This is a genomic window from Staphylococcus sp. GDY8P45P (assembly GCF_017892745.1).
GTDB classification, from domain to species: Bacteria; Bacillota; Bacilli; order Staphylococcales; family Staphylococcaceae; genus Staphylococcus; species Staphylococcus cohnii.
In genome coordinates, this window is the sequence record NZ_JAESLS010000006.1 from 578,627 (window position 1) to 600,934 (window position 22,308).

The following is a 22,308-nucleotide window of genomic DNA, read 5'->3' on the forward strand; positions in this document are numbered from 1 at the left end:
TTTATTATTTTAATCCTAATTGTTTAAAATCTATTTGAGTTAAGTGGCGATATTCACCCGGTTCTAAAGATTCATCCAGTTTTAGTTCACCAATGCTAATACGTTTCAATTCCAGAACTTCATTATCTATAGCATGAAACATACGCTTAACTTGATGATATCTTCCTTCATAAATTGTGACAAATGATTTATATGCCTCATCACTTTTTACTAAAGTTGCAGGCTTCGCCAAACCCTCATTGAATTCAATACCCATTTTAAATGATTTTATATCATTATTTGTAATATTTTTTTTAGAAATTACCTCATATGTTTTAGAAACATGCTTAGCAGGGCTCATTAGTTCATGATTAAAAGTTCCATCATTCGTAATTAATAACAAACCCTCAGTGTCTTTATCTAATCGCCCCACTGGAAAAACTTCTAAAAACCGATATGGTTCAACCAAGTCTACAACTGTTTGATGTTGGTCATCCTCTGTTGCAGATACATAGCCTTTAGGCTTATTTAACATTAGATAGACTTTATCTATATAATGAATCGTTTCATTGTTTTTTTGAACTACATCATTTTCTGGGTCTATTTGCTTTTTAGGAGATTTTTCTATTTTATTATTAACTGTAATCGTACCTTTTTTCAATAACTGTTTAACTTCTGTACGCGTTCCGACACCCATATTAGCTAAAAATTTATCTAATCTCATTTTATAAGACCTAATTTACGTCTAAGTTTATTTGGAATATCTCCTAAAAATTGATCGGCCAGTTTTGTCTTCATCGTAATTCCACCGTAAACAATCATACCTATAATGACACTAATAATTAAAATTGCTAAAGCGCCAAATTTAGTTTGTGGTGAAATAACCATTTGTAATAAAAATGATGATAATTCAACTACGACCATCATTAAGAAGCCGTATAAGAAAATTTTACCAAAATGTAGCCATGTTTCTGAGAAATCAAAATTAGCATATTTTTTAAGTATATAAAAATTACAGATAACAGCAAATAGCAATGCTATTGCCGTACTTAAAATTGCTCCGGCAGTATGGAAAGCCATAATCAATGGCGTGTTTAGTATTACTTTTAATACTACTGCCGCTAAAATTACAAACACTGTTAATTTTTGTTTATCAATGCCTTGTAGCATAGATGCTGTCACACTCAATAATCCTATTAAAATTGCCACAGGTGCATAATAAAATAACAATTGACTACCATCGACATTGTAACTATAAAAGACAGTATATAATGGTAAAGCTAAGGCCATAATACCCAGACTTGCTGGGACTGTAATATACATTAGAACCCCTAAAGATGTTCTGATTTGTCTGTGCATTTCTTTTAATTCACCCGATTCATACGTCTTAGTGATAAATGGGATTAAACTCACTGCAAAACCAGCAGATAAAGACGTTGGAATCATCACTATTTTATTTGTCGTCATGTTTAAAATGGTAAAGAAATAGTCATGTAAACGGCTTGGTACACCAGCCAAATCTAAGGCACCGTTATGTGTAAACTGATCTACTAGATTAAACAGTGGGAAATTCAAACTAACAATTACAAATGGGATACTATAAGAAATAATTTCTTTATACATTTTTCCATAGGAAACTGTGATATCTGAAGTATCCGTTGCTACCATTTTTTCAATGTTAGGTTTTCTCTTTCTCCAGTAATACCATAATGTAAATATCCCTGCTATCGCACCTATTGCAGCAGCAAATGTTGCTATACCGTTGGCTTGTAGCACACTTCCACCAAAGACATTAAGTACTAAATAACTTCCTACTAAAATAAATAATATACGTGCGATTTGTTCTATGACTTCTGAGACCGCAGTTGGCCCCATTGATTTATAACCTTGGAACACACCACGCCACGTAGCAAGTAATGGTATGAATATGACCACCATACTGATTATTCTAATAATCCATGTAATATCAGCTACTGACCAACCACCTTTAGTACCAGATTCATGTGCTAAAGTAATTGTGGCGATACTTGGTGCTAATAAATATAAAATGAAAAATCCAATAAATCCTGTTATAGTCATAACTATAAAGCTAGATTTATATAACTTTTCACTTACTTTATAAGCGCCTAAAGCATTATATTTAGACACATATTTAGACGCCGCTAATGGCACACCAGCAGTTGCGACTGCAATGGCAATATTATACGGCGTATATGCATAGTTAAAAGGTGCCAATTTTTCTTCTCCACCAATAATGGAGTAAAAAGGAATAATATATATAACACCCAAGACTTTAGTAATCAATATACTAAGGGTGATTAAAAAGGTACCCCTAACTAATTCTTTACTTTCACTCATTCAGATCTTCCTATCTCAAATTAAATTTTTACAATCATAACTTTAATCATAACGTTATAAACACTTTTTTTCAAAACTATATTACTATAAACTATAAAATAACACTATTTAGTAAAGTGAGGCAATCAAATGTACCAAACAATTATTATTGGCGGTGGCCCTAGCGGTTTAATGGCGGCTGCTGCCGCAAGTCAACATAGCGATAAAGTCCTTCTCATAGAAAAGAAAAAAGGACTCGGTCGCAAATTAAAAATCTCTGGTGGCGGACGTTGCAACGTCACAAACCGTTTACCATATGAAGAGATAATTAAAAATATACCAGGAAATGGAAAATTTTTATATAGTCCTTTTTCCGTATTTGATAATGAATCTATTATTCGCTTTTTTGAATCACGTGGTGTTGCACTTAAAGAAGAAGACCATGGACGTATGTTTCCTGTTTCTAATAAAGCACAGGATGTTGTAGATGCATTAATTCGTACAATTGATAAGAATAATGTAACTGTAAAACAAGAAACTTCAGTGCATGCTATTGAACATACACCACAACAGACTTTCAAAGTATTTTTAGATAATCAACAAACTGTTGAAGGTCATAGTTTGATTATCGCTACAGGTGGTACGAGTGTGCCAAAGACTGGATCAACTGGTGATGGTTACAAATTTGCTGAACACTTGGGACATACAATTACAGAACTTTTCCCGACTGAAGTCCCAATTACGTCATCCGAACCTTTTATAAATAATAAAAGATTAAAAGGATTGAGCTTAAAAAATGTTGCACTATCTGTATTAAAGAAAAATGGTAAAAAACGTGTTACACATCAAATGGATATGATATTCACTCATTTCGGAATCAGTGGCCCTGCCGCTTTAAGATGTAGCCAATTTGTATATAAGGAACAAAAAAATCAAAAACGCCAAGATATTGATATGCAATTAGACGCTTTTCCAGAACTAAGCTTTGCACAATTAGAAGATAAAGTAAGTGAATTATTAAAGAATACACCAGATAAATATGTAAAAAATAGCTTACATGGTTTAATCGAAGAACGTTATTTATTATATATGTTAGAATTAGCAAATATTTCAGAAACATTAACAGCACATCATATGTCTAATGAACAATTTAATAAATTGATTACTTTATTTAAAGGCTTTACGTTTACAGTTAATGGAACTTTATCAATTGAAAAAGCTTTCGTAACTGGAGGAGGCGTTTCTCTTAAAGAAATCGAACCCAAAACGATGATGTCAAAATTAACTCCGGGATTATTTATGTGTGGCGAACTGCTAGATATCCATGGTTATACTGGTGGCTATAATATTACCAGTGCTTTAGTTACAGGTCATATATCAGGAACAAATGCAAGTAAATTTCAACGTTAAACATATCAATTTATATAATTTGTCACCTATTAGATCCACTACTTACGTTTAAAACAAATTCACTATTTATCAATTTTAATGATTGATACTTTCTATGCGAGTGACACACGTAATGTTATAATATTTAAGTCGCCTACTCTCAGGCGTCAATAGACGTAGGGAGGAGGTGTATTTTGTGATTGATATCTTTGTTCATATTATGACTACTGTCATCAGTGGTTGTATCGTTACGTTATTTGCGTACTGGCTGCGCAATCGTAATGACAAGTAAAATAGGCGACACTTAGCTAACACCAAAAAACCCCCTCACTACTCGCAATAGTGAGGGGGTTTGGTGTATCTGTATTGATATCTTTGTTAAACGTATTATAACACTATATTTGCATAAAATGCAAAATCATCGGCTTATTTTCACTCTGTCTAAAGATTAAATACTTTTAATTTCTAAACCTTCATCTCCCCATGCATCCATGCCACCTTCAACATTGACTGCATGAACGCCATTACGTTCTAAATACTGAACGACTTGTGCACTTCTGCCACCAACTTTACAAATAATATAATACGTATCTTCTGAGTTGAAGTGATTTAAATTATCAGGAATTTTATCCATAGGTATCGTTTCCGCTTCTGGTATCACGCCCATTGCTGTTTCTTCATCGGTTCTCACATCTACGATATGAATAGGATTAGAATTTAAAATTTTTGATTTCAATTCATCTATAGTAATAGTTTCCATAATATAAACGCCCCTTTTGTGTTATTTGGCAACAATATTAACAAGTTTTTGAGGTACCGCAATCACTTTTTTAATATCTTTGCCTTCTATTTCAGCTTTAATATTTTCATTACCTAATGCTGCTGTTTCCATTTCTTCTTTTGAAATATCTTTAGAAACATTGATTTTGGCACGCACTTTGCCATTTACTTGAACGACAATTTCCACTTCATCATCGACTAATAATGTTTCATCATATGATGGCCAAGGTTGATAAGTAATTGTCTCTTCATGTCCTAAGCGCGCCCATAATTCTTCACCTATATGTGGTGCAATTGGCGCTAACATTTTAATAAACCCTTCAATATATGGTTTATAAATCTCATCAACTTTATAACAATCATTAATGAAGACCATCAATTGACTAATTGCCGTATTGAAGTTTAATGTTTCAAAGTCTTCCGAAACTTTTTTCACAGTTTGGTGGTAACTTTTATCTAAAGCTTTATTATTAGTATTGACTACTTTATCTGTGATTAAACCGTCTTCTGTAATTAAAAGTCTCCAAATTCTATCTAAGAAACGTCTTGAACCATCTAATCCTTTATCACTCCAAGCAATTGCAGCATCTAGAGGACCCATGAACATTTCATATAGTCTTAAAGTGTCAGCACCATGCGATTTGATAATATCATCTGGATTGATAACATTACCTTTAGATTTACTCATTTTTTCATTACCTTCACCTAAAATCATACCTTGGTTAAATAATTTTTGGAATGGTTCTTTGGTAGGTACTACACCTAAATCATACAAGACTTTGTGCCAAAATCTAGCGTATAACAAGTGTAACACTGCATGTTCAACGCCACCAATATATAAATCTACAGGCAACCAATGTTTTAACTTTTCTGGGTCAGCTAACATCTGTTCATTATCTGGATCAATAAAGCGTAAATAATACCAACAACTGCCTGCCCATTGTGGCATTGTATTTGTTTCACGACGACCTTTCATTCCAGTTTCTTTATCCACGACATTAACAAATGCATCTATATTAGCTAATGGTGATTCACCTGTACCTGAAGGCTTAATTTCGTCAGTTTCCGGTAGGAGTAATGGCAATTCATCTTCGGGAACAGTCGTCATAGTCCCATCTTCCCAATGAATTACAGGAATAGGTTCACCCCAATAACGTTGACGACTAAATAACCAATCTCTCAGTTTATAATTAACTTTTCTAGTTCCAGCATTGTTTTGTTCTAATAATGTAATTGCTTTTTCAATCGCTTCATTATTATATAGACCATTTAACTCTCCTGAATTAATATGAGGTCCATCGCCGTCATAAGCTGCTTCAGATATGTCTCCACCTTCAATGATTTCTATAATTGGTAAATCAAAAGTTTTTGCAAATTCATAGTCTCTTTGGTCTCCACTAGGGACAGCCATAACTGCTCCTGTGCCATAAGAAGATAAGACATAATCTGCTATCCAAATTGGCGTTTTCTCACCAGATAAAGGATTAATTGCATACGCTCCAGTAAAAACTCCAGATTTTTCTTTAGCTAGTCCAGTACGTTCTAAATCTGATTTCATCGCCGCTTCTTGTTGGTATTTCTCAATACTTTCTTGATGTTCTGATGTAGTGATTTTGTTAACGAGTTCATGTTCAGGGCTCAACACTAGGAATGTAGTACCATAAATAGTATCAGGACGTGTTGTAAACACTTCTATTTGATCATTAATATCTTCTACATTAAATGTTATAGATGCACCTTCTGAACGTCCAATCCAATTTCGTTGCATATCTTTTAAAGATTCAGGCCAATCTAAGTCATCTAAATCTTCAAGTAATCTGTCAGCATATTCAGTAATTCTAAGTACCCATTGTTTCATCGGTCTTCTATAAACAGGGTGTCCGCCACGTTCAGAAACACCGTCGACAACTTCTTCATTTGACAATACAGTGCCTAAGGCAGGACACCAGTTCACTGCTACTTCATCTATATAAGCAAGCCCTTTATTATATAATTGGATAAATATCCATTGTGTCCATTTATAATATTCTGGGTCTGTTGTATTAACTTCTCGATCCCAATCATAACTAAATCCTAACTCTTTAATTTGACGTTTAAACGTTTGGATATTTTGTTTAGTGAATTCACGAGGATCATTCCCTGTATCTAGCGCATATTGTTCAGCTGGTAAACCAAATGCGTCCCAACCCATAGGATGTAATACATTATATCCTTGCATACGTTTGTATCTTGAAATAATATCAGTAGCTGTGTAACCCTCAGGGTGTCCTACATGTAATCCTGCTCCAGATGGATAAGGGAACATATCAAGTGCATAAAATTTTTTTTGGCCTAAATTATCTTCAGTTTTAAATGTTTTATAGTCTTCCCAATAATCCTGCCATTTTTTTTCAACTTCATTATGATTGTAATTCACTTCATTTCCTCCTGTTCAATAATAAAAAGACACCTCAAACTATTATATAATAGGGACGATTTTTCACCGCGGTACCACCCTGTTTCACTTAATGTGCACTCATTTTAATTAATAGTAAGAGATGTCATTCATTCATTTTAAGTCCTGGTAAGTTCACTAGATGCTTCACGCTAAGTTCCACCAACCTTAGCTCTCTGTGGAAAAGCTTTCAAGTTACTACTCCTATACTCTTCTTATGATATTTGAAAAAGCCCTTTATTTCAAGTATAAAGTTGATTTTCAAGCTTCATCTTAATGCATATATAAATTTATTAAAATAATACGTAAAAATATTGTTAATTCAATAAGCATCACTTGCTGAATTAACAATACTTGTCCTTTTTATCATATAACAACAATTATCTGGGTTTAAAAGTTAACTAAATCTACTATTGTTGACTACAATATTGCCACAATTTTATGCTAAATATCTTTTGGTAATTTGTGATCATAGAATGTTAAAAATACGAGTGATAAAACTAACAATGAAATCATGCTTAAAAACATAATTTGCATGTTAAACATATCAACAACTACGCCACCAATAAGTGGTCCGAATGCTTTACCTACTGTCGCTGCAGAATTTACATAACCTTGAAATGAACCTTCTTTCCCATTAGGCGCAAGTTGATTTGCGATAGTTGGAACAGCTGGCCAAACAAACATTTCTCCCAATGTTAATATAATCATACCTACCATAAATACAGAAAATTGTTCAGCAAAACTTGTGACAAAAAAAGATATGATAAAAATACCTATTCCAACATACATTTGATGTTTCAGATTACCTTTTAATAATCTGATTATCGGAATGATTAATGGTTGTGCTACTAATATCATGATACCATTGACAGTCCATAATAAACTGTATTGGCTCATAGAGATATTTAGCTCTTGTGTAAATGAAGCTATTGTACTTTCCCATTGAATATAAGCAATCCAGCAAATACTAAACATCACGCATAACAATGTTAATGCAATGAATTGAGGTCTATACGCTTTATCTAATAAACTCATGGCATCATTTGATTTTACTTTAACGTCCAATTTAATATTAAATTGACTAATTGCAACTATGCCAAATGCAATATACATGAGCAAATTAGCAATAAATATATAATTAAAACTTAATTCCGCCACAAAACCGCCAGAAGCTGCGCCAATCGCCACCCCTAGATTTTGAGCTAAATATATCGCATTAAAAGTTTGTCTACCACCTTGCGGCCAAATTGCACCGGCTAGTGCGTAAATTGCTGGTACAATCATGCCACCACCAAAGCCAAGACAAACCAACCAAACTGCATACCATGGCCATCCGTGAAAAAAATTTAACAAGGTAGTACTACTTAAGCAGATCACTGTACCAATCATAATTGTTCGATAGCCACCCAATTTATCAAATAGATTACCACCTAGTAAATTCCCTATGACCATGCCAAATGAATTAATCATCAAAACTAACCCGGCCATAGTTAAACTTTTATCTAATTCTTCATTCATATATATTGTATTTAATGGCCATAAAAAACTTGAGCCTGTGATATTTAATGCCATACCAATAACCAACCACCACACTGATTTTGGCATATTCATAACCATAAGCTCCCTTCTTTTTTTAAATTTCTGTTTTTACTCTAAACACTATATCATTAAAATATGTTAAAATCTTTAACTAGAATGAATTTAGAAAGGAAAATGTTATATGGGACAATTCTTCCCTTACGCATTCGAGAATAAACGATATCATACTTGGAATTATCATTTAAAAAATAAATTTGGACAAAAAATCTTTAAAGTTGCAATTGACGGAGGATTTGATTGTCCAAATAGAGATGGCACGGTTGCACATGGTGGCTGTACATTTTGTTCTGCAGCAGGAAGTGGAGATTTTGCAGGAAATCGTGTAGATCCGATAGATGTTCAATTTCAACAAATCAAAGATAGAATGCATGAAAAATGGCATGAAGGTCAGTATATTGCTTATTTCCAAGCATTTACTAATACACATGCACCAGTAGAAGTATTAAGAGAAAAATACGAAACTGCATTAAAAGAACCCGGCGTTGTCGGATTATCTATTGGAACGCGGCCTGATTGCTTACCGGATGATGTTGTAGAATATTTAGCTGAATTAAATGAACGTACTTATTTATGGGTTGAATTAGGTCTACAGACAGTACACCAAAAAACTTCAGATTTGATCAATCGTGCACATGACATGAAAACGTATTATGAAGGAGTGGCCAAGCTACGAAAACATAATATAAATGTATGTACACATATTATTAATGGGCTTCCTGAAGAAGATTATGACATGATGATGGAAACAGCTAAAGAAGTAGCACAAATGGACGTCCAAGGTATTAAAATACACTTATTGCATCTCCTTAAAGGCACACCAATGGTAAAACAATACGAAAAAGGTATGCTAGAATTCATGTCACAAGATGATTATACAAATTTAGTTTGTGATCAGCTAGAAATTTTACCAAAAGAAATGATCGTTCATCGAATTACTGGTGATGGTCCGATTGACTTGATGGTTGGACCAATGTGGAGTGTCAACAAATGGGAAGTGCTTAACGAAATTGATGAGGAATTAGCACGAAGAAATTCTTATCAAGGAAAATACTATGAAACGACGGTTAAATCATGAAACTAGAACGTATTTTACCATTTTCCAAAACGCTACTACAGCAACACATCAACAAGGATAGTATTGTTATTGATGCCACATGTGGTAATGGTAATGATACCGAATTTCTAGCACAACAAGTACCAAATGGTAAAGTCTACGCTTTTGATATTCAAGAAATTGCAATTCAAAATACAAGCAAAAAGACAGACGCATTTAAAAATGTACGCTTAATTCAAGATAGTCATGCTAAAGTAAAGCAATATATACAAAGTAACGAAATTGGACAAATTGATGCAGCCATTTTTAATTTAGGGTATTTGCCTAAGGGTGACAAATCAATTGTAACAAACTCTAGTAGTACATTAGCAGCGATAGACGAAATATTTGATATATTAGCGACAGAAGGTATTATAGTACTAGTTATATATCATGGGCATGATGAAGGTAAAATCGAACGTGATGCATTATTAAATTATCTACAACATTTTGACCAAAACAAAGCGCACATATTACAATATCAATTTATTAACCAAAAAAACAATGCACCATTTATCTGTGCAATTGAAAAAAGATAATATATATAATAAAAATGCATCTCCTTTTAAGCGGAGATGCATTTTTATTTTAGTATAGATATTAACTACCTATTACTATTTTGAGTCTAACTTGTCATTTTGTAACTATAATTATTCCCTATAATTTTAAGATAGATTTAAGACTAGATTGTATAGTAGATGATTTTTCGTTTATTTCCGCTTTAAAACAATTTAAAAGTTCTTCCCTTTGATCTTTTAAATCCTCATTGAAATGTATAATTACTGTACGTTCGTCATTAACGGGTCTTTCTTTAATAATCCATGCTTTCTCAACTAAATCGTTATATGTTCTTGTACGTTTATATGATTTAATTTTCACATAATTATCCATTTCTTTAAGCGTCATTGATCCTTCTTCCCAAAGTGTTAAAAGAATTAATATTTCTTCTTTTGACATTTTATATTGTTTCTGTACTTTTCCAAAGATATCTTCAATATCTTTAAGTACATGTTCCAATCTAAGGACACTATCTACCATATCAGCAATTGTCTTCCCCATAGAAATATCCCCCAATCATAATATAAAGTTAAACATGTAAAATTAATTTACCAAAAAATCATTCAAAGCAAAATTTATTCATATCAGAATAAATTTTGATATTTTCAATAAAATTAATCTTATATACAGTTTAAAATTAAATTATGAATTATGCAATTAGTTGTTTGATTTTATTTTGCATATCTTTCAAAATTATGGCAGAATTTTCAAACTTTTCACTTTCTTCACTATTTAATTGCGTTTCATATACTTTAATTGCGCCATTTCTATTAATTAATGTTGGAACTCCAATATAAATATCATTTTGATTATACTCACCTTCTAAGTAACTTGAAACAGGTAATACTACATTTTGGTTTTTTAAAATAGCTTGTGTTATACGAACTAAGCCCATTGCTATACCATAATACGTTGCACCTTTTGATTGGATAATATCATATGCAGCATCTCTTGTGTTAGTAAATATTTCATCTATTCTATGTTGTTTATCAGGGTTATCTTTCAATGCATGGTATATTGGTTGACCAGCAATATTAGCTTGTGACCATACTGCTAATTCAGAATCGCCATGTTCACCAATAATTTGTGCGTCCACACTCCAAGGTGACACACCAAATTCTTGTGCTAGTTCAAATTTAAATCGTGCAGTATCTAGTATCGTACCAGATCCAATAACTTGTGATTTCGGTAAGCCTGAAACTTTTTGTGTTACATATGATAATACATCTACTGGATTAGTTGCTATAAGAAAAATACCATTAAATCCTGTGTTCATAATTTTTGTGACAATGTCTTTAAATATTTTTGTGTTTTTTTCTACTAAATCTAATCTAGTTTCACCTGGCTTTTGCGCAGCTCCTGCAGTAATAACAATTAAATCAGCATTACCACAATCTTCATAATTACCAGCTTTTACTTTAACAGGTGAATCACCATATGGTGCACTATGATTTAAATCTGCAACATCGCCTTTAACTTTCGCTTCATCTAAATCAATAATTACTAATTCATCAGCTAAGCCTTGTGCAACTAATGCAAATGCATAACTTGATCCAACTGCTCCATCACCTATTAAAACTACTTTATTCCCTTTTTCAAATTTCATGTTAAATCGCTCCTTTTATTTCAAAGTAAATATTTCTAAAATTTAATGTGATTTTTTTCACAATATAAATATAACAATTATTATTTTAAAAATCAATGTTTATTGTGATTTTTTTCACATTATTTCTTAATAATAAAAAGAGTGTGAATAAAATCAACGTTAGATCACATTTATACACTCTTTTTATAAGCAATTATTTAGTCATAATTTGAATAAATTAGATTTAAGTTAACTTACTTGTTTCCATAAAATGATATTCATCATTTATTAAACGAATTATGACGGTTCATTTTCATCATGTACAATAAAACCAATGTTACTGGCACTATTATTAAGAAATGCTAGAATATAGCGCATTACTTCATCTCTTTCAGGTTCATTATGTATTTCATGATTTAATCCTTTCCAGGCTTTAAAATACAGTTCTTCTGTTGCAATTTTTTCTTTAATTAAATACATCGTAGAAACATCTGAAACTTTATCTTCAAGTCCATACATTAATAATAAAGGAAGTGGTTTAATATCTTTTAAATGTGTAACGGTCTCTTTCATGATTTCTATGACTTGTTTATACCAATGATAAGTAACTTTCTGCAGCATCAGTTGATCCTCTTTTGCTTCTTCAATAACTTCTTCATTTCGTGTTAAATCTTCAATCGTAATACCTATTTTAAACCTTGTATCTTTTGTTAATTTCCCGACATTCGATACAATTTTATCTTTTCTAGTTTTATTACTTTTCTTAAATTCTAACAATGGAGAAATCAACATTATTCCTTCAATAGGCACATCCACTTTTTCAAGTAAATTTAAAATGATAAGCCCACCAAGGCCCACACCTAAAACATAAGTCGGCAGTTTATACTCATTAGCTATTCTAATCCACTCAAGGACATGCTCATGATATACTTCAAAGTTTGATATTTGTCCTTTATTCGCACGCGTCGTTTGACCTTGACCAGGCAAATCACCCATGATTACATGATAACCATTTCTACGTAGCATTGTTATAACATATGCATACCTACCTGTATGTTCGAGCATGTTATGGGCAATTACAATGACGCCCTTTGCTTCATTTTCTGTTTCCCATTTCCACATATTCCATACTTCCCCTTCTACAATAATTTCAATAACTACATTGTATCAAAATATGATGTACTTTTTCCATTTTTAACGTATAAATCTTACCGTTATATGTTACTTCAACTTTATCATTAAATGTCGTATCTAAAGCGTGAGTCAATGTTATCGTGTAGTATATAATATTTAGTGTAATAAATTTTATTGTAAACGATTTCATTACTATTCGATTCATGCTACACTATTATTGAAAGAACAGCTATTAGCAGAATGGGAGGAATTAATATGCCAATTGTGAAAAATTTTTTTATAGGATTATCTAACAATCCTTTTTTAAATAAAACAGCTAAGGAAATAGGACCTATGTTCGGCGCTAGAAAAGTAGTCGCAGGGAATACTATTCCAGAATTAGTTGACACAATTGAACGTTTAAATAACAAAGGAATTACTGTCACAGTAGATTGTCTCGGTGAATTTGTTTTAAATGAAGGTGAAGCAATACAATCAAAAGATCAAATATTAGAAGTGATGTATGCTATCTACAATCATAATTTAGATGGTCACATGTCTATTAAAATCAGCCAATTAGGTTCTGAATTTGACCTTGATCTTGCTTATCGCAATTTACGTGAAATATTACTTAAAGCTAACGAATTTGGTAATATGCATATTAATATAGACACTGAAAAATATGATAGCTTATTTGATATTACTCAAGTTTTAGACCGATTAAAAGGCGAATTTAAAAATGTGGGAACTGTTATACAAGGATATTTATATAAAGCAGATGCACTCGTTGATAAATATCCAGAATTACGATTACGTATGGTTAAAGGTGCATACAAAGAAAATGAAAACATCGCTTATCAAACTAAAGAAGAAATTGACGATAATTACATACGCTTAATTAAAAAGCGACTGTTAAATGCGAAAAATGTCACTTCTATTGCTACACATGATGATGCTATCATCACACATATTAAACAATTCATTAAAGACAACAATATTGAAAAGGATAGCTATGAATTTCAAATGTTATATGGTTTCCGCTCAGAATTAGCAGAATCATTAGCGCGAGAAGGCAACCATTTCTGTATCTATGTGCCATATGGTGATGATTGGTTTAGTTATTTTATGAGAAGATTAGCAGAGCGTCCTCAAAATTTAAATCTGATGTTTTTAGAACTTATGAAACCTGAAGTGTTGAAAAAAGCTGGGATAGTAGTTGGAGCATTATCAACTATTGGAGCAATTAGTGGATTGTTATACAAAAAATTTAAAAACTAACAAATTTTCAAATTAAAAAGTATGTAATTAAAATCGTTTTAAACATTATTTTAGATTAATGAAATGTAACACCAAGACTGTGAATAAAAGATTACAAACACGTACTAAGTAAATCTTATCCACAGAAATGCATATAAGAACAAAAACATAAAATATTAAGCTAAAAGAGAGCTCACCCGTAGAGGTAAGCTCTCTTATTTTGAGCATAAATAATTATATTTCATACTATGTCATATTTTTAAAATTTTAAATTGTACTATTTCTATAACTACTGCAAACATTAAATTTCTTTCAATAAATTCGCCATTTCTATAGCACTTACCGCTGCTTCAGAACCTTTGTTGCCTGCTTTTGTACCTGCACGTTCTACAGCTTGCTCGATATTCTCAGTAGTTAAAATTCCAAAAATAACTGGTGTATCCGAAACATCATTCGCTTTTGAAACACCCTTTGCAACTTCATTACATACATAATCATAATGTGACGTTGAACCTCTTATCACACATCCTAAAGTAATTACTGCATCATAATCACTTTTTTGAGCTAATTTTTTAGCTACTAATGGAATTTCAAAAGCACCAGGAACATATGCAACATCAATATTTTCTGCTGGTACTTCATGTCTAACTAAGGTATCTTTAGCACCGTCTAACAAACGATTCGTAATGAAATCGTTAAATCTACTTACTACAATCGCTACTTTTAAATCTGATCCTATTAATTTACCTTCAAAATTCATGTTTTTTCCTCCTATATTAAATGACCCATTTTCTCTTTTTTTGTTTGCATATACGCTTGGTTATATTGATTTGTAGGTATCACTAATTCAATTCTTTTAGCGATATCAATACCGTAATTTTCTAAACTTCCAAATTTTTTAGGATTATTACTTAATAAATTTACACGTTTGATACCTAAATATTTTAAAATTTCTGCAGCATATCGATACTCTCTTAAGTCTTCATCAAAACCGAGCGCAATATTTGCTGTAACAGTATCATAACCTTGTTCTATCAATTCATAGGCTCTTAATTTATTAATTAAGCCGATTCCTCTACCTTCTTGTGGCAAATAAAGGATAACGCCTCCATGTTCATTAATATATTCCATAGATGCAGCAAGCTGTTCACCGCAATCACATCTTTGACTATGGAATATATCTCCAGTTAAACAAGCAGAATGTATGCGTACATTCTCTGTTTCATTAATTTCACCATTCGCGATTGCTACAATTTCCTCGTTATCATTCGTTCTAAAACCATACATGTCAAAATCGCCAAATTCAGTAGGCATCTTTATTTTCGCTTTAGCTTCAATAGACGAAACAGATTGCTTTCTATATTTTTCTAAATCTTCGATAGATATCATTACCAAATTATGTTTACTTTTAAATGCTTCTAAATCGTCACCTTTTGCCATTGTGCCATCATCATTCATTATTTCACAAATGAGTGCTGCAGGTTGTGCGCCAGTTAGATTAGCTAAGTCGACAGAGGCTTCAGTATGACCACGTCTAGCCAACACACCATCATCTTGAGCTATTAATGGAAATAGATGGCCTGGCTTATTAAAATCTTCTGCTGTTGTACTATCATCGATTAACGCCTTCGCAGTGAGCATTCTTTCATCAGCACTGATACCTGTTGTTGTTTTAACATGATCGATACTTACAGTAAATTGAGTACCATAAACATCTGAATTATGATTAACCATTGAATGAAGTTCTAAATCTTCAGCTATTTTTTTACTAATAGGCGCACAAATTAACCCTCTACCATATTTAGCCATAAAATTAACTGTATTATCATACATCCATTCTGTAACTGCTACTAAATCGCCTTCATTTTCTCTATTTTCATCATCTACTACAATGATACTTTTACCTTCTTTAAGTGATTCAAGTGCTAATTCTATACTATCTAATTGCATTTTACCCCTCCTAGAATCCAAAAGCGCTTAGTTTTTCTAAACTTAAACCTTTTTCGCTATTGCCAACTATTTTTTCCACATATTTAAACAACATGTCTGTCTCAATATGTACAGGATCACCCACACGTTTTTGATTTAAAATAGTTGATCTTCTTGTTTCTGGTATAAGATGAATATCAAATTCTGTATCTCTTAATTGAAACACTGTCAAACTTACGCCATCTACAGTAATTGAACCTTGTTGTACCATTTGATTTATAATAGAAGTAGATGGTTTAATAGTTACAATTTTAGAATTATCTGAGTTTTGTATTTTAGTGATTCTAGCTACTTCATCTGTGTGGCCGAGTACAAAATGGCCACCAAATCTTCCCGTACCACTCATTGCTCGTTCTAAATTTACCTCAGTAGCTTGATTTAATTGATTCAGATAGGTTTTATTCTCAGTGCCTTTAATTACTTGGACTGAAAATGACTGATTATCAAATTGTATTACAGTTAAACATACACCGTTTACACTAATAGAATCACCAATATGCATGTCAGATAAAATTGTCTTACAATCAATTGTTAAATTAACAACGGATTGTTGTGTTGCAACTTTTTTTATAGTGCCTATTTCTTCGACAATACCAGTAAACATAGTTATTCACTTCTTTCGCAATTCTAATTTAATATTTTGCTCAAGCATTTTGGAATTTACAATTTCAAATTGAGGTACGTCTGATAAATTAAAGACATTTTCTGTTTTGAAAAATTGATAATCACCAGAACCACCTATTATTTTCGGGGCATAATATAAGATGAGTTCATTCGTATAGTTAGATTGAAGAAATTCTGAAGTAATCGTAGGGCCTGCTTCAACCAAAGCACTTCCAATCCCATATTGATATAACTGTTTTAAAATATTTTCAATCGTGCAATTCGAACAATATATAATTTCTATATTTGTATCTTCACTTTTTAAATTTTTATTTTCTGTAAAAATCCATATTGGTGTCACCGGTTGTTTAAATATGTCTAAGGTAAAATCTACCTGGCCAGATTTTGAAAGTATCACACGTATCGGTTGCTTACCTTCTTCAATCCTTGTAGTATATTGCGGATTGTCTGCATTTAAAGTACCAGTACCAGTGATAACTGCATCATGTTTATGTCTGAGCATAAATACATCTTGTTTAACAGTTTTGTTAGTAATCCATTTACTTTCACCATGATCAGTAGCTTGTTTACCATCTAAACTACAAGAAACTTTTACAGTAACTTCAGGGACGCCTTGTCGTTTAGTAATAAAAAAGTCTTTATACAATGCTTCAGCCTCTGGCTTATGATGAAACTCAACTTTTATTCCAGCATTGTGCAAAATATCGTCACCTTTAGTCGATAATGTCGTATCTTTAACAGCATAAACAACTTTTGAAATACCAAATTCAATAATTTTGTTTACACATGGTGGTGTTGAACCATAATGTGAGCAAGGTTCTAAAGATATATAAATTGTTGCTCCATTTGCAGCTTCTTTAGCCATATCTAAAGCTTGCACTTCAGCATGTTTATCACCTTTTCGTAAATGTGCACCGATGCCAACGATTCTACCTTGATTTACTACAACTGCACCTACTGGCGGATTTACACCTGTCTGGCCATCAACCATTTGTGCCAATTGGATTGCATAGTTTAAATATTGACTCATATAATCACCTCTTAATAATAAAAAAACACCTGAAATTGATTTCAGGTGTGGGATGTATTTAGATATAACATAAATTACTTAAATTTGAATACACTTCTCCAATTTTCAGAAAAATGTATGTTAAATAAACACTAAAAAAGTGCTTTTTTTGTTATACTTCATTCTTTCTCCCATCCAGACTATACTGTCGGCTCTAGAATTTCACTAGATCAGCCACACTTGTCAAAAACAAATGCAGGTCGCAGGCTTAATTTACTGCCGGTTGGGAATTTCACCCTGCCCCGAAAGAATATTTATGAAATTGTAATTGATGATTGAGTCAAAGTAACTTTATGAAAGTTACATCGTTATCGTACTATATATTTATACAAAAAACAATTCATATTATCTAAGTCGGCTTTATTTATAAACAACCACTTTCTTATATCCTTTGATTAGCAATGCTTATAAGCAATTTTTACAAAACCATTTTTAAAATATATTTTTCCAAATGATTTCCTAAATAATTAACCGTTAAAACAATTTAAATGATTTCGTTTTTAGTTTGAATTATAAAAATAACCGCTTATCCAGCTATATAAAATCGATAGTCTTACTTCATAATGTATGCATATTTATATTCACTTAAAAACATATTTCACTTACGGCTTAATTATGTAAGCAATGTTCGTTTGAATGCTACACTACAAAATTAATCATGCTTAGTGTTTAATAATTTTTCTACTACACTAACGGCTTGTTTTACTATCATCATAACGCCGTTACGTGATTGGTTAATCCCATTTGTAACTTGGCCTAAAGCAAACATGTTCTGTAAAGTACCGTAACGCGGACTTATAATTTGATTTGTTTCTGGAATGATTTGAATACCACCAAGTGGGTGTGCTTGGACAACTTGTCTATTTTCTAAATTTAGAATTAGTTGATCATCTTGATCTAAATCTGATAAATGTGATTTTGAACCAGTAGCATTAATAACAATATCAAATTTATCGATCGCTTTAAAATCATCCTCATATTTAAAACAAAACTGCTGTCCGTCATGTTTTACATCTTCCAACCCTTTTTTGATTTCAATTTGCCCATTTTCAATATGGTCGATAATTAGTTTTGCTGTACGTGGGGGCATTGGATTTGAATTTTCTTTTAATATAGATTGGTATTTTTCTAAAAATATCTTCTGATCCTGTCTACTGAAACTATTCCAAATCCAATTAAGATTTTCTTTTGTTAATTCTAAAATACTTTGAAATTTCCCTAGCTCATCGGCATGTTGTAAATCATATGTTAAATCTAAAATTGGATCACCTTGTCTTCTGTGGACTAATTTCTCTACTGGAATATCATAATATTCACAGTCCTTTTTAAATAATGCTAATGCTTCCTCCAAAGGTACATTCCCAAAATATTCTTTTTTGATTTCATTAAAATTTTCTGGTGTAAGATATTTAAATTGAATTTCTGGCATATCTCCCCTAACACTAGGTAAATGACCTTTACGACTCGTCACAGTAATAGGTAAATTTGGATGATGTGCCGTTACAAATCGAATTACATCTAAACTTGCTAGTCCTGTTCCAATGATAGCAATTCTATCAGTACTATCAACCTCATTTAATGTGTCATATGTTGGGTAAGGTGTTTTTATGTAACCTGGTGTTCCTTTTAAATGATATGGGTCATGATAAGACATCGTACCAATCGTTAAAAATACGATATCATAACGTCGGCGTTTCTCTAGATTTTCAGAAGTACAAACAACATATTTAACATGCGTATCACCAATATTAGATTCTATAAACACTTCCAAAACCTCTTCTTTGATCATATGAATATTATTATAGCGATTATGATAAGTTTCCAAATAGTCTTTCATATAATGTCCAAAAATAAATCTAGGTAGATACTCTGGGTTAGAAAATTTAAATATGGATTGTTCTTGATACCATTCATAAAATTCCCGTTCATTATTCAAATTTAAGGACATTTGACTTGCGGGCAAATTGATTAATAATTGGTCGCTGTCATTTTGAAACGGCACGCCTTGTCCCATATTTTTAGGATTATCATAAACGTCTACTTCCATTTGTTTGAATTCCTTATATTTTACCAATTCTTTCAACAAACTAACACCTGCAGTGCCCATACCAATGATAGCTAAACGCATTTCACTCATCCTTACTTTAATTAATTTATACTTAGTATATCAAGTATCGAATTAATATTACATATTAATGGATTATGCCACCATTATACAAAATTAATAAATATGTTAATATAAAAATGTTGTATCAAAAAATATTTCTAAAACATATAAGGGGTTAAAATATGAAATTTTTTAAAAGAATAATCTATTTATTGATTGCAAGTTCACTTTTATTAGCAAGTTGTGATTTACCTGGTTTAGGTGGCGGTCAATCTAAAAACTCAGTTAAAATTTCTGCTTTAGCTACGAGTGAATCTCAAATCATGGCTTATATGCTCAAAGATTTAATTGAACATGATACAAAAGGGAAAACTACTGGCTCCATTATTAACAATTTAGGTTCAGCTACAATTCAGCATAATGCATTGCTCCGTGGAGATGCTGATATATCAAGCACTCGCTATACTGGCACTGATTTGGTTGGAGCTTTAGAACAACAACCCATTACAGATACTAAAAAAGCAATGTCTGTTACTCAAAAATTATTTAACCAAAAATTTAACCAAACGTTTTTCGACTCTTATGGATTTGAAAATACTTTTGCTTTTATGGTTACTAAAGAAACCGCAAAAAAATATGATTTACATACTGTTTCAGATTTAAAAAAAGTAAAAGACAAAGTTAGAGTTGGTACGGATACTACATGGATTAAGCGAGGCGGCGATGGTTATGCACCATTCCGTGAACATTATGGGTTTGGATTTAATGATTTAAAACCTATGCAAATTGGACTTGTTTATGACGCATTAAAAAATAACAAACTTGATGTTGCACTTGGTTACACAACAGATGGAAGAATTGCAGCATATGATTTAGTTGTACTTAAAGATGATAAAAACTTTTTCCCACCATATGATGCTAGCGCCGTTGCACCAAATGAATTACTACAAAAAAATCCACAAATTAAAAAATCCATTGCTAAGTTAAATGGTAAAATTAGTACTGAACAAATGCAAAAGCTCAACTATGAAGCAGATGGAGAGGGTAAAGAACCAGCAATTGTAGCCAAAAGATTTTTAGAAAAACATAATTATTTCGAAGATGAAAACTAAATTTAAACATTGCTTTTTATGTGATATTAATCAATTAATGTTACTATAGTTACATAGTTAAGGAAGTGATTAAATGAAATTCATTTTAAAAGTCATATTATCGACAATCTTACTTTTTATATTATATGGACAGAAAAACAAAGCAAAATAATGTTAAGCACTCTAGTGGTCTATGTCCTCAATGAATAATGCATTCACATTGTGCTTAAGTATACTTATATATTTTTAAAATATAACTGCGCTATTAATCCAATATCTAAATCAATAATTAAAGCATTCAAAAAGGACTAATCCATTTTTCAACGGATTAGTCCTTCATTTGTTTGAATAACAAAATTAATCTTTAATTATTATTTTTTATGTTTATTGTCATCTTTATATACAAAATATTTATAATATTTACCTTCTGTTTTCATATCTTTATAAAAGTTTGACATTAGACTTGCGTTACTTTCAGCCCATTTAATATCTGTAGCATATTGATGTTCACCAGGATTTTTAGGATTCCAGCGCATGCTATACAATGTGTTCTGATCTTTATTTGATAAAAAATGTTCATGTATAAAATTAGCGCCACCAGTAATTGCTTTTTCTGGCGTATCCCAACCGTGTTTTTTAGCATATTCGGCACCAGTTTTCACTGGATCTTCATCTAGTGCGCCAACTCCAAAAAAGTTATAATATTTCTTACCATCAATTTCAACACCACTAGATAACTCACTTTTAGCTGAGCCTGTTTCAAGTAATGCATGTGATATTAAGTATACTTCGTTTACATGCTTTTCTTTCGCTGCTTTTATGAAATCATCTGAATGTTCTAATAATATTGGATTATCAATTAACATTCTTTTTATTCTATTTTCATCAATACCTTGATATTTATCTAATTCTAAAAATTGGTATTTTTGCGTATCACTTTCGATAAATTCTTTACTATCCATCGCTGCTTTAATCTCTGTTGAAGATGCATCTCTCCACGAATCATTATTTTTATTTGAAATTTGTTGGCTAGTATAATTATCGATTTGTTTTTTTGATGCTTTATTTAAAGAAATATTGAGCTGTTCTACTTTTTCTTGTTGATTAACTTTTTTAAAAAAGATTTGATCTGAAATCATTGAAAATACAACGATAACAGCTATCACTAACACTACCAATAAGCCAATAATCGATAGTATTGAGCCTTTCTTATGCTTCGTCATGTCCACACCTCATAGGTAATAATAAGAATATTAAGTTCTCTATTTATACAAATATATTATAAGAGACTATCTAAATTT

At 31.7% G+C, this 22,308-nt stretch carries 20 protein-coding genes and 1 riboswitch; of the genes, 6 read left to right on the forward strand and 14 right to left on the reverse strand.

What is annotated here, in order from left to right; all coding sequences use genetic code 11:
• Positions 1–4 precede the first annotated feature (4 nt).
• Both KA873_RS07460 and KA873_RS07465 read right to left on the reverse strand, forming a co-directional pair.
• Complete coding sequence (locus tag KA873_RS07460; protein WP_210140203.1) at positions 5–703, reverse strand: pseudouridine synthase; 699 nt, start codon at positions 701–703, stop codon at positions 5–7.
• Entirely contained in the window at positions 700–2,337 is a 1,638-nt protein-coding gene (locus tag KA873_RS07465; protein ID WP_107385127.1) for a putative polysaccharide biosynthesis protein, read from the reverse strand. Before KA873_RS07465 ends, KA873_RS07460 begins: the two co-directional genes overlap by 4 nt.
• 129 nt (positions 2,338–2,466) lie before the next feature.
• On the opposite strand from KA873_RS07465, the gene KA873_RS07470 reads away from it, so the two are divergent.
• Positions 2,467–3,726: a BaiN/RdsA family NAD(P)/FAD-dependent oxidoreductase gene (locus KA873_RS07470; protein WP_107505194.1), complete on the forward strand. Its 1,260-nt coding sequence runs from the start codon at positions 2,467–2,469 to the stop codon at positions 3,724–3,726.
• A gap of 175 nt (positions 3,727–3,901) precedes the next feature.
• The gene (locus tag KA873_RS07475; protein WP_107385129.1) at positions 3,902–3,997 is read left to right on the forward strand and encodes a type I toxin-antitoxin system Fst family toxin; all 96 of its coding nucleotides are present in this window, start codon (positions 3,902–3,904) and stop codon (positions 3,995–3,997) included.
• 156 nt (positions 3,998–4,153) lie between these two features.
• Here KA873_RS07475 and KA873_RS07480 read toward each other — a convergent pair whose 3' ends face one another.
• From KA873_RS07480 to KA873_RS07490, 3 genes are all read right to left on the reverse strand, one after another.
• A complete protein-coding gene (locus KA873_RS07480) occupies positions 4,154–4,465 on the reverse strand; it encodes a rhodanese-like domain-containing protein (protein WP_019467829.1) in 312 nt (103 codons plus the stop codon).
• A gap of 21 nt (positions 4,466–4,486) precedes the next feature.
• Entirely contained in the window at positions 4,487–6,901 is a 2,415-nt protein-coding gene (leuS, locus tag KA873_RS07485) for a leucine--tRNA ligase (protein ID WP_107505195.1), read from the reverse strand.
• 462 nt (positions 6,902–7,363) lie between these two features.
• Complete coding sequence (locus tag KA873_RS07490; RefSeq protein ID WP_107505196.1) at positions 7,364–8,533, reverse strand: MDR family MFS transporter; 1,170 nt, start codon at positions 8,531–8,533, stop codon at positions 7,364–7,366.
• A 109-nt stretch (positions 8,534–8,642) separates the two neighbouring features.
• Here KA873_RS07490 and mnmL point away from each other — a divergent pair, with 109 nt between their 5' ends.
• Positions 8,643–9,596 (forward strand): tRNA modification radical SAM protein MnmL/YtqA, encoded by a 954-nt coding sequence (mnmL, locus tag KA873_RS07495; RefSeq protein WP_107384741.1) that lies wholly within the window; start codon positions 8,643–8,645, stop codon positions 9,594–9,596.
• Positions 9,593–10,153, forward strand: a complete 561-nt coding sequence (gene mnmM, locus KA873_RS07500) for a tRNA 5-(aminomethyl)-2-thiouridylate-methyltransferase MnmM (RefSeq protein WP_107505197.1) — start codon at positions 9,593–9,595, stop codon at positions 10,151–10,153. Before mnmL ends, mnmM begins: the two co-directional genes overlap by 4 nt.
• 118 nt (positions 10,154–10,271) lie before the next feature.
• Here mnmM and KA873_RS07505 read toward each other — a convergent pair whose 3' ends face one another.
• The 3 genes from KA873_RS07505 to KA873_RS07515 all read right to left on the reverse strand — a co-directional run bounded on the left by KA873_RS07505 (position 10,272) and on the right by KA873_RS07515 (position 12,879).
• Positions 10,272–10,673, reverse strand: a complete 402-nt coding sequence (locus KA873_RS07505) for a transcriptional regulator, SarA/Rot family (protein WP_019467834.1) — start codon at positions 10,671–10,673, stop codon at positions 10,272–10,274.
• Positions 10,674–10,821: 148 nt separating this feature from the next.
• Positions 10,822–11,778: an L-lactate dehydrogenase gene (locus tag KA873_RS07510; RefSeq protein WP_107384743.1), complete on the reverse strand. Its 957-nt coding sequence runs from the start codon at positions 11,776–11,778 to the stop codon at positions 10,822–10,824.
• Positions 11,779–12,054: 276 nt separating this feature from the next.
• On the reverse strand, positions 12,055–12,879 hold the full coding sequence (locus tag KA873_RS07515) for an alpha/beta fold hydrolase (RefSeq protein ID WP_107505253.1): 825 nt from the start codon (positions 12,877–12,879) through the stop codon (positions 12,055–12,057).
• Positions 12,880–13,146: 267 nt separating this feature from the next.
• Here KA873_RS07515 and KA873_RS07520 point away from each other — a divergent pair, with 267 nt between their 5' ends.
• The gene (locus tag KA873_RS07520; protein ID WP_107505254.1) at positions 13,147–14,148 is read left to right on the forward strand and encodes a proline dehydrogenase family protein; all 1,002 of its coding nucleotides are present in this window, start codon (positions 13,147–13,149) and stop codon (positions 14,146–14,148) included.
• Between the two features lie 280 nt (positions 14,149–14,428).
• Here the strand turns inward: KA873_RS07520 and ribH are convergent, their stop codons facing one another.
• The 5 genes from ribH to KA873_RS07545 form a co-directional block, all read right to left on the reverse strand.
• Positions 14,429–14,887, reverse strand: a complete 459-nt coding sequence (ribH, locus tag KA873_RS07525) for a 6,7-dimethyl-8-ribityllumazine synthase (protein ID WP_107384746.1) — start codon at positions 14,885–14,887, stop codon at positions 14,429–14,431.
• An 11-nt stretch (positions 14,888–14,898) separates the two neighbouring features.
• On the reverse strand, positions 14,899–16,077 hold the full coding sequence (gene ribB, locus KA873_RS07530; protein ID WP_107505255.1) for a 3,4-dihydroxy-2-butanone-4-phosphate synthase: 1,179 nt from the start codon (positions 16,075–16,077) through the stop codon (positions 14,899–14,901).
• A 10-nt stretch (positions 16,078–16,087) separates the two neighbouring features.
• Complete coding sequence (gene ribE, locus KA873_RS07535) at positions 16,088–16,720, reverse strand: riboflavin synthase (protein WP_107384748.1); 633 nt, start codon at positions 16,718–16,720, stop codon at positions 16,088–16,090.
• Between the two features lie 6 nt (positions 16,721–16,726).
• Entirely contained in the window at positions 16,727–17,770 is a 1,044-nt protein-coding gene (gene ribD / locus KA873_RS07540) for a bifunctional diaminohydroxyphosphoribosylaminopyrimidine deaminase/5-amino-6-(5-phosphoribosylamino)uracil reductase RibD (protein ID WP_107505256.1), read from the reverse strand.
• A gap of 158 nt (positions 17,771–17,928) precedes the next feature.
• A riboswitch (FMN riboswitch) is annotated at positions 17,929–18,063 on the reverse strand.
• A gap of 398 nt (positions 18,064–18,461) precedes the next feature.
• A complete protein-coding gene (locus tag KA873_RS07545) occupies positions 18,462–19,937 on the reverse strand; it encodes an FAD/NAD(P)-binding protein (RefSeq protein ID WP_107384750.1) in 1,476 nt (491 codons plus the stop codon).
• A 161-nt stretch (positions 19,938–20,098) separates the two neighbouring features.
• Between KA873_RS07545 and KA873_RS07550 the strand changes: the two genes are divergently transcribed.
• On the forward strand, positions 20,099–21,028 hold the full coding sequence (locus tag KA873_RS07550) for an osmoprotectant ABC transporter substrate-binding protein (RefSeq protein WP_107384751.1): 930 nt from the start codon (positions 20,099–20,101) through the stop codon (positions 21,026–21,028).
• A gap of 350 nt (positions 21,029–21,378) precedes the next feature.
• Here KA873_RS07550 and sagB read toward each other — a convergent pair whose 3' ends face one another.
• Entirely contained in the window at positions 21,379–22,230 is an 852-nt protein-coding gene (sagB, locus tag KA873_RS07555) for a peptidoglycan release complex glucosaminidase SagB (protein ID WP_107521424.1), read from the reverse strand.
• Positions 22,231–22,308 lie beyond the last annotated feature (78 nt).

Bases quoted from the DNA above. Each gene is read 5' to 3' on its own strand.
- KA873_RS07520 (WP_107505254.1), top strand. From the start codon at position 13,147: ATGCCAATTGTGAAAAATTTTTTTATAGGATTATCTAACAATCCTTTT.
- ribD (WP_107505256.1), bottom strand. From the start codon at position 17,770: ATGAGTCAATATTTAAACTATGCAATCCAATTGGCACAAATGGTTGAT.
- ribE (WP_107384748.1), bottom strand. From the start codon at position 16,720: ATGTTTACTGGTATTGTCGAAGAAATAGGCACTATAAAAAAAGTTGCA.
- KA873_RS07510 (WP_107384743.1), bottom strand. From the start codon at position 11,778: ATGAAATTTGAAAAAGGGAATAAAGTAGTTTTAATAGGTGATGGAGCA.
- KA873_RS07465 (WP_107385127.1), bottom strand. From the start codon at position 2,337: ATGAGTGAAAGTAAAGAATTAGTTAGGGGTACCTTTTTAATCACCCTT.
- ribB (WP_107505255.1), bottom strand. From the start codon at position 16,077: ATGCAATTAGATAGTATAGAATTAGCACTTGAATCACTTAAAGAAGGT.
- KA873_RS07480 (WP_019467829.1), bottom strand. From the start codon at position 4,465: ATGGAAACTATTACTATAGATGAATTGAAATCAAAAATTTTAAATTCT.
- mnmL (WP_107384741.1), top strand. From the start codon at position 8,643: ATGGGACAATTCTTCCCTTACGCATTCGAGAATAAACGATATCATACT.
- KA873_RS07515 (WP_107505253.1), bottom strand. From the start codon at position 12,879: ATGTGGAAATGGGAAACAGAAAATGAAGCAAAGGGCGTCATTGTAATT.
- KA873_RS07460 (WP_210140203.1), bottom strand. From the start codon at position 703: ATGAGATTAGATAAATTTTTAGCTAATATGGGTGTCGGAACGCGTACA.
- mnmM (WP_107505197.1), top strand. From the start codon at position 9,593: ATGAAACTAGAACGTATTTTACCATTTTCCAAAACGCTACTACAGCAA.
- KA873_RS07545 (WP_107384750.1), bottom strand. From the start codon at position 19,937: ATGCGTTTAGCTATCATTGGTATGGGCACTGCAGGTGTTAGTTTGTTG.
- ribH (WP_107384746.1), bottom strand. From the start codon at position 14,887: ATGAATTTTGAAGGTAAATTAATAGGATCAGATTTAAAAGTAGCGATT.
- KA873_RS07550 (WP_107384751.1), top strand. From the start codon at position 20,099: ATGAAATTTTTTAAAAGAATAATCTATTTATTGATTGCAAGTTCACTT.
- KA873_RS07505 (WP_019467834.1), bottom strand. From the start codon at position 10,673: ATGGGGAAGACAATTGCTGATATGGTAGATAGTGTCCTTAGATTGGAA.
- sagB (WP_107521424.1), bottom strand. From the start codon at position 22,230: ATGACGAAGCATAAGAAAGGCTCAATACTATCGATTATTGGCTTATTG.
- KA873_RS07490 (WP_107505196.1), bottom strand. From the start codon at position 8,533: ATGAATATGCCAAAATCAGTGTGGTGGTTGGTTATTGGTATGGCATTA.
- KA873_RS07470 (WP_107505194.1), top strand. From the start codon at position 2,467: ATGTACCAAACAATTATTATTGGCGGTGGCCCTAGCGGTTTAATGGCG.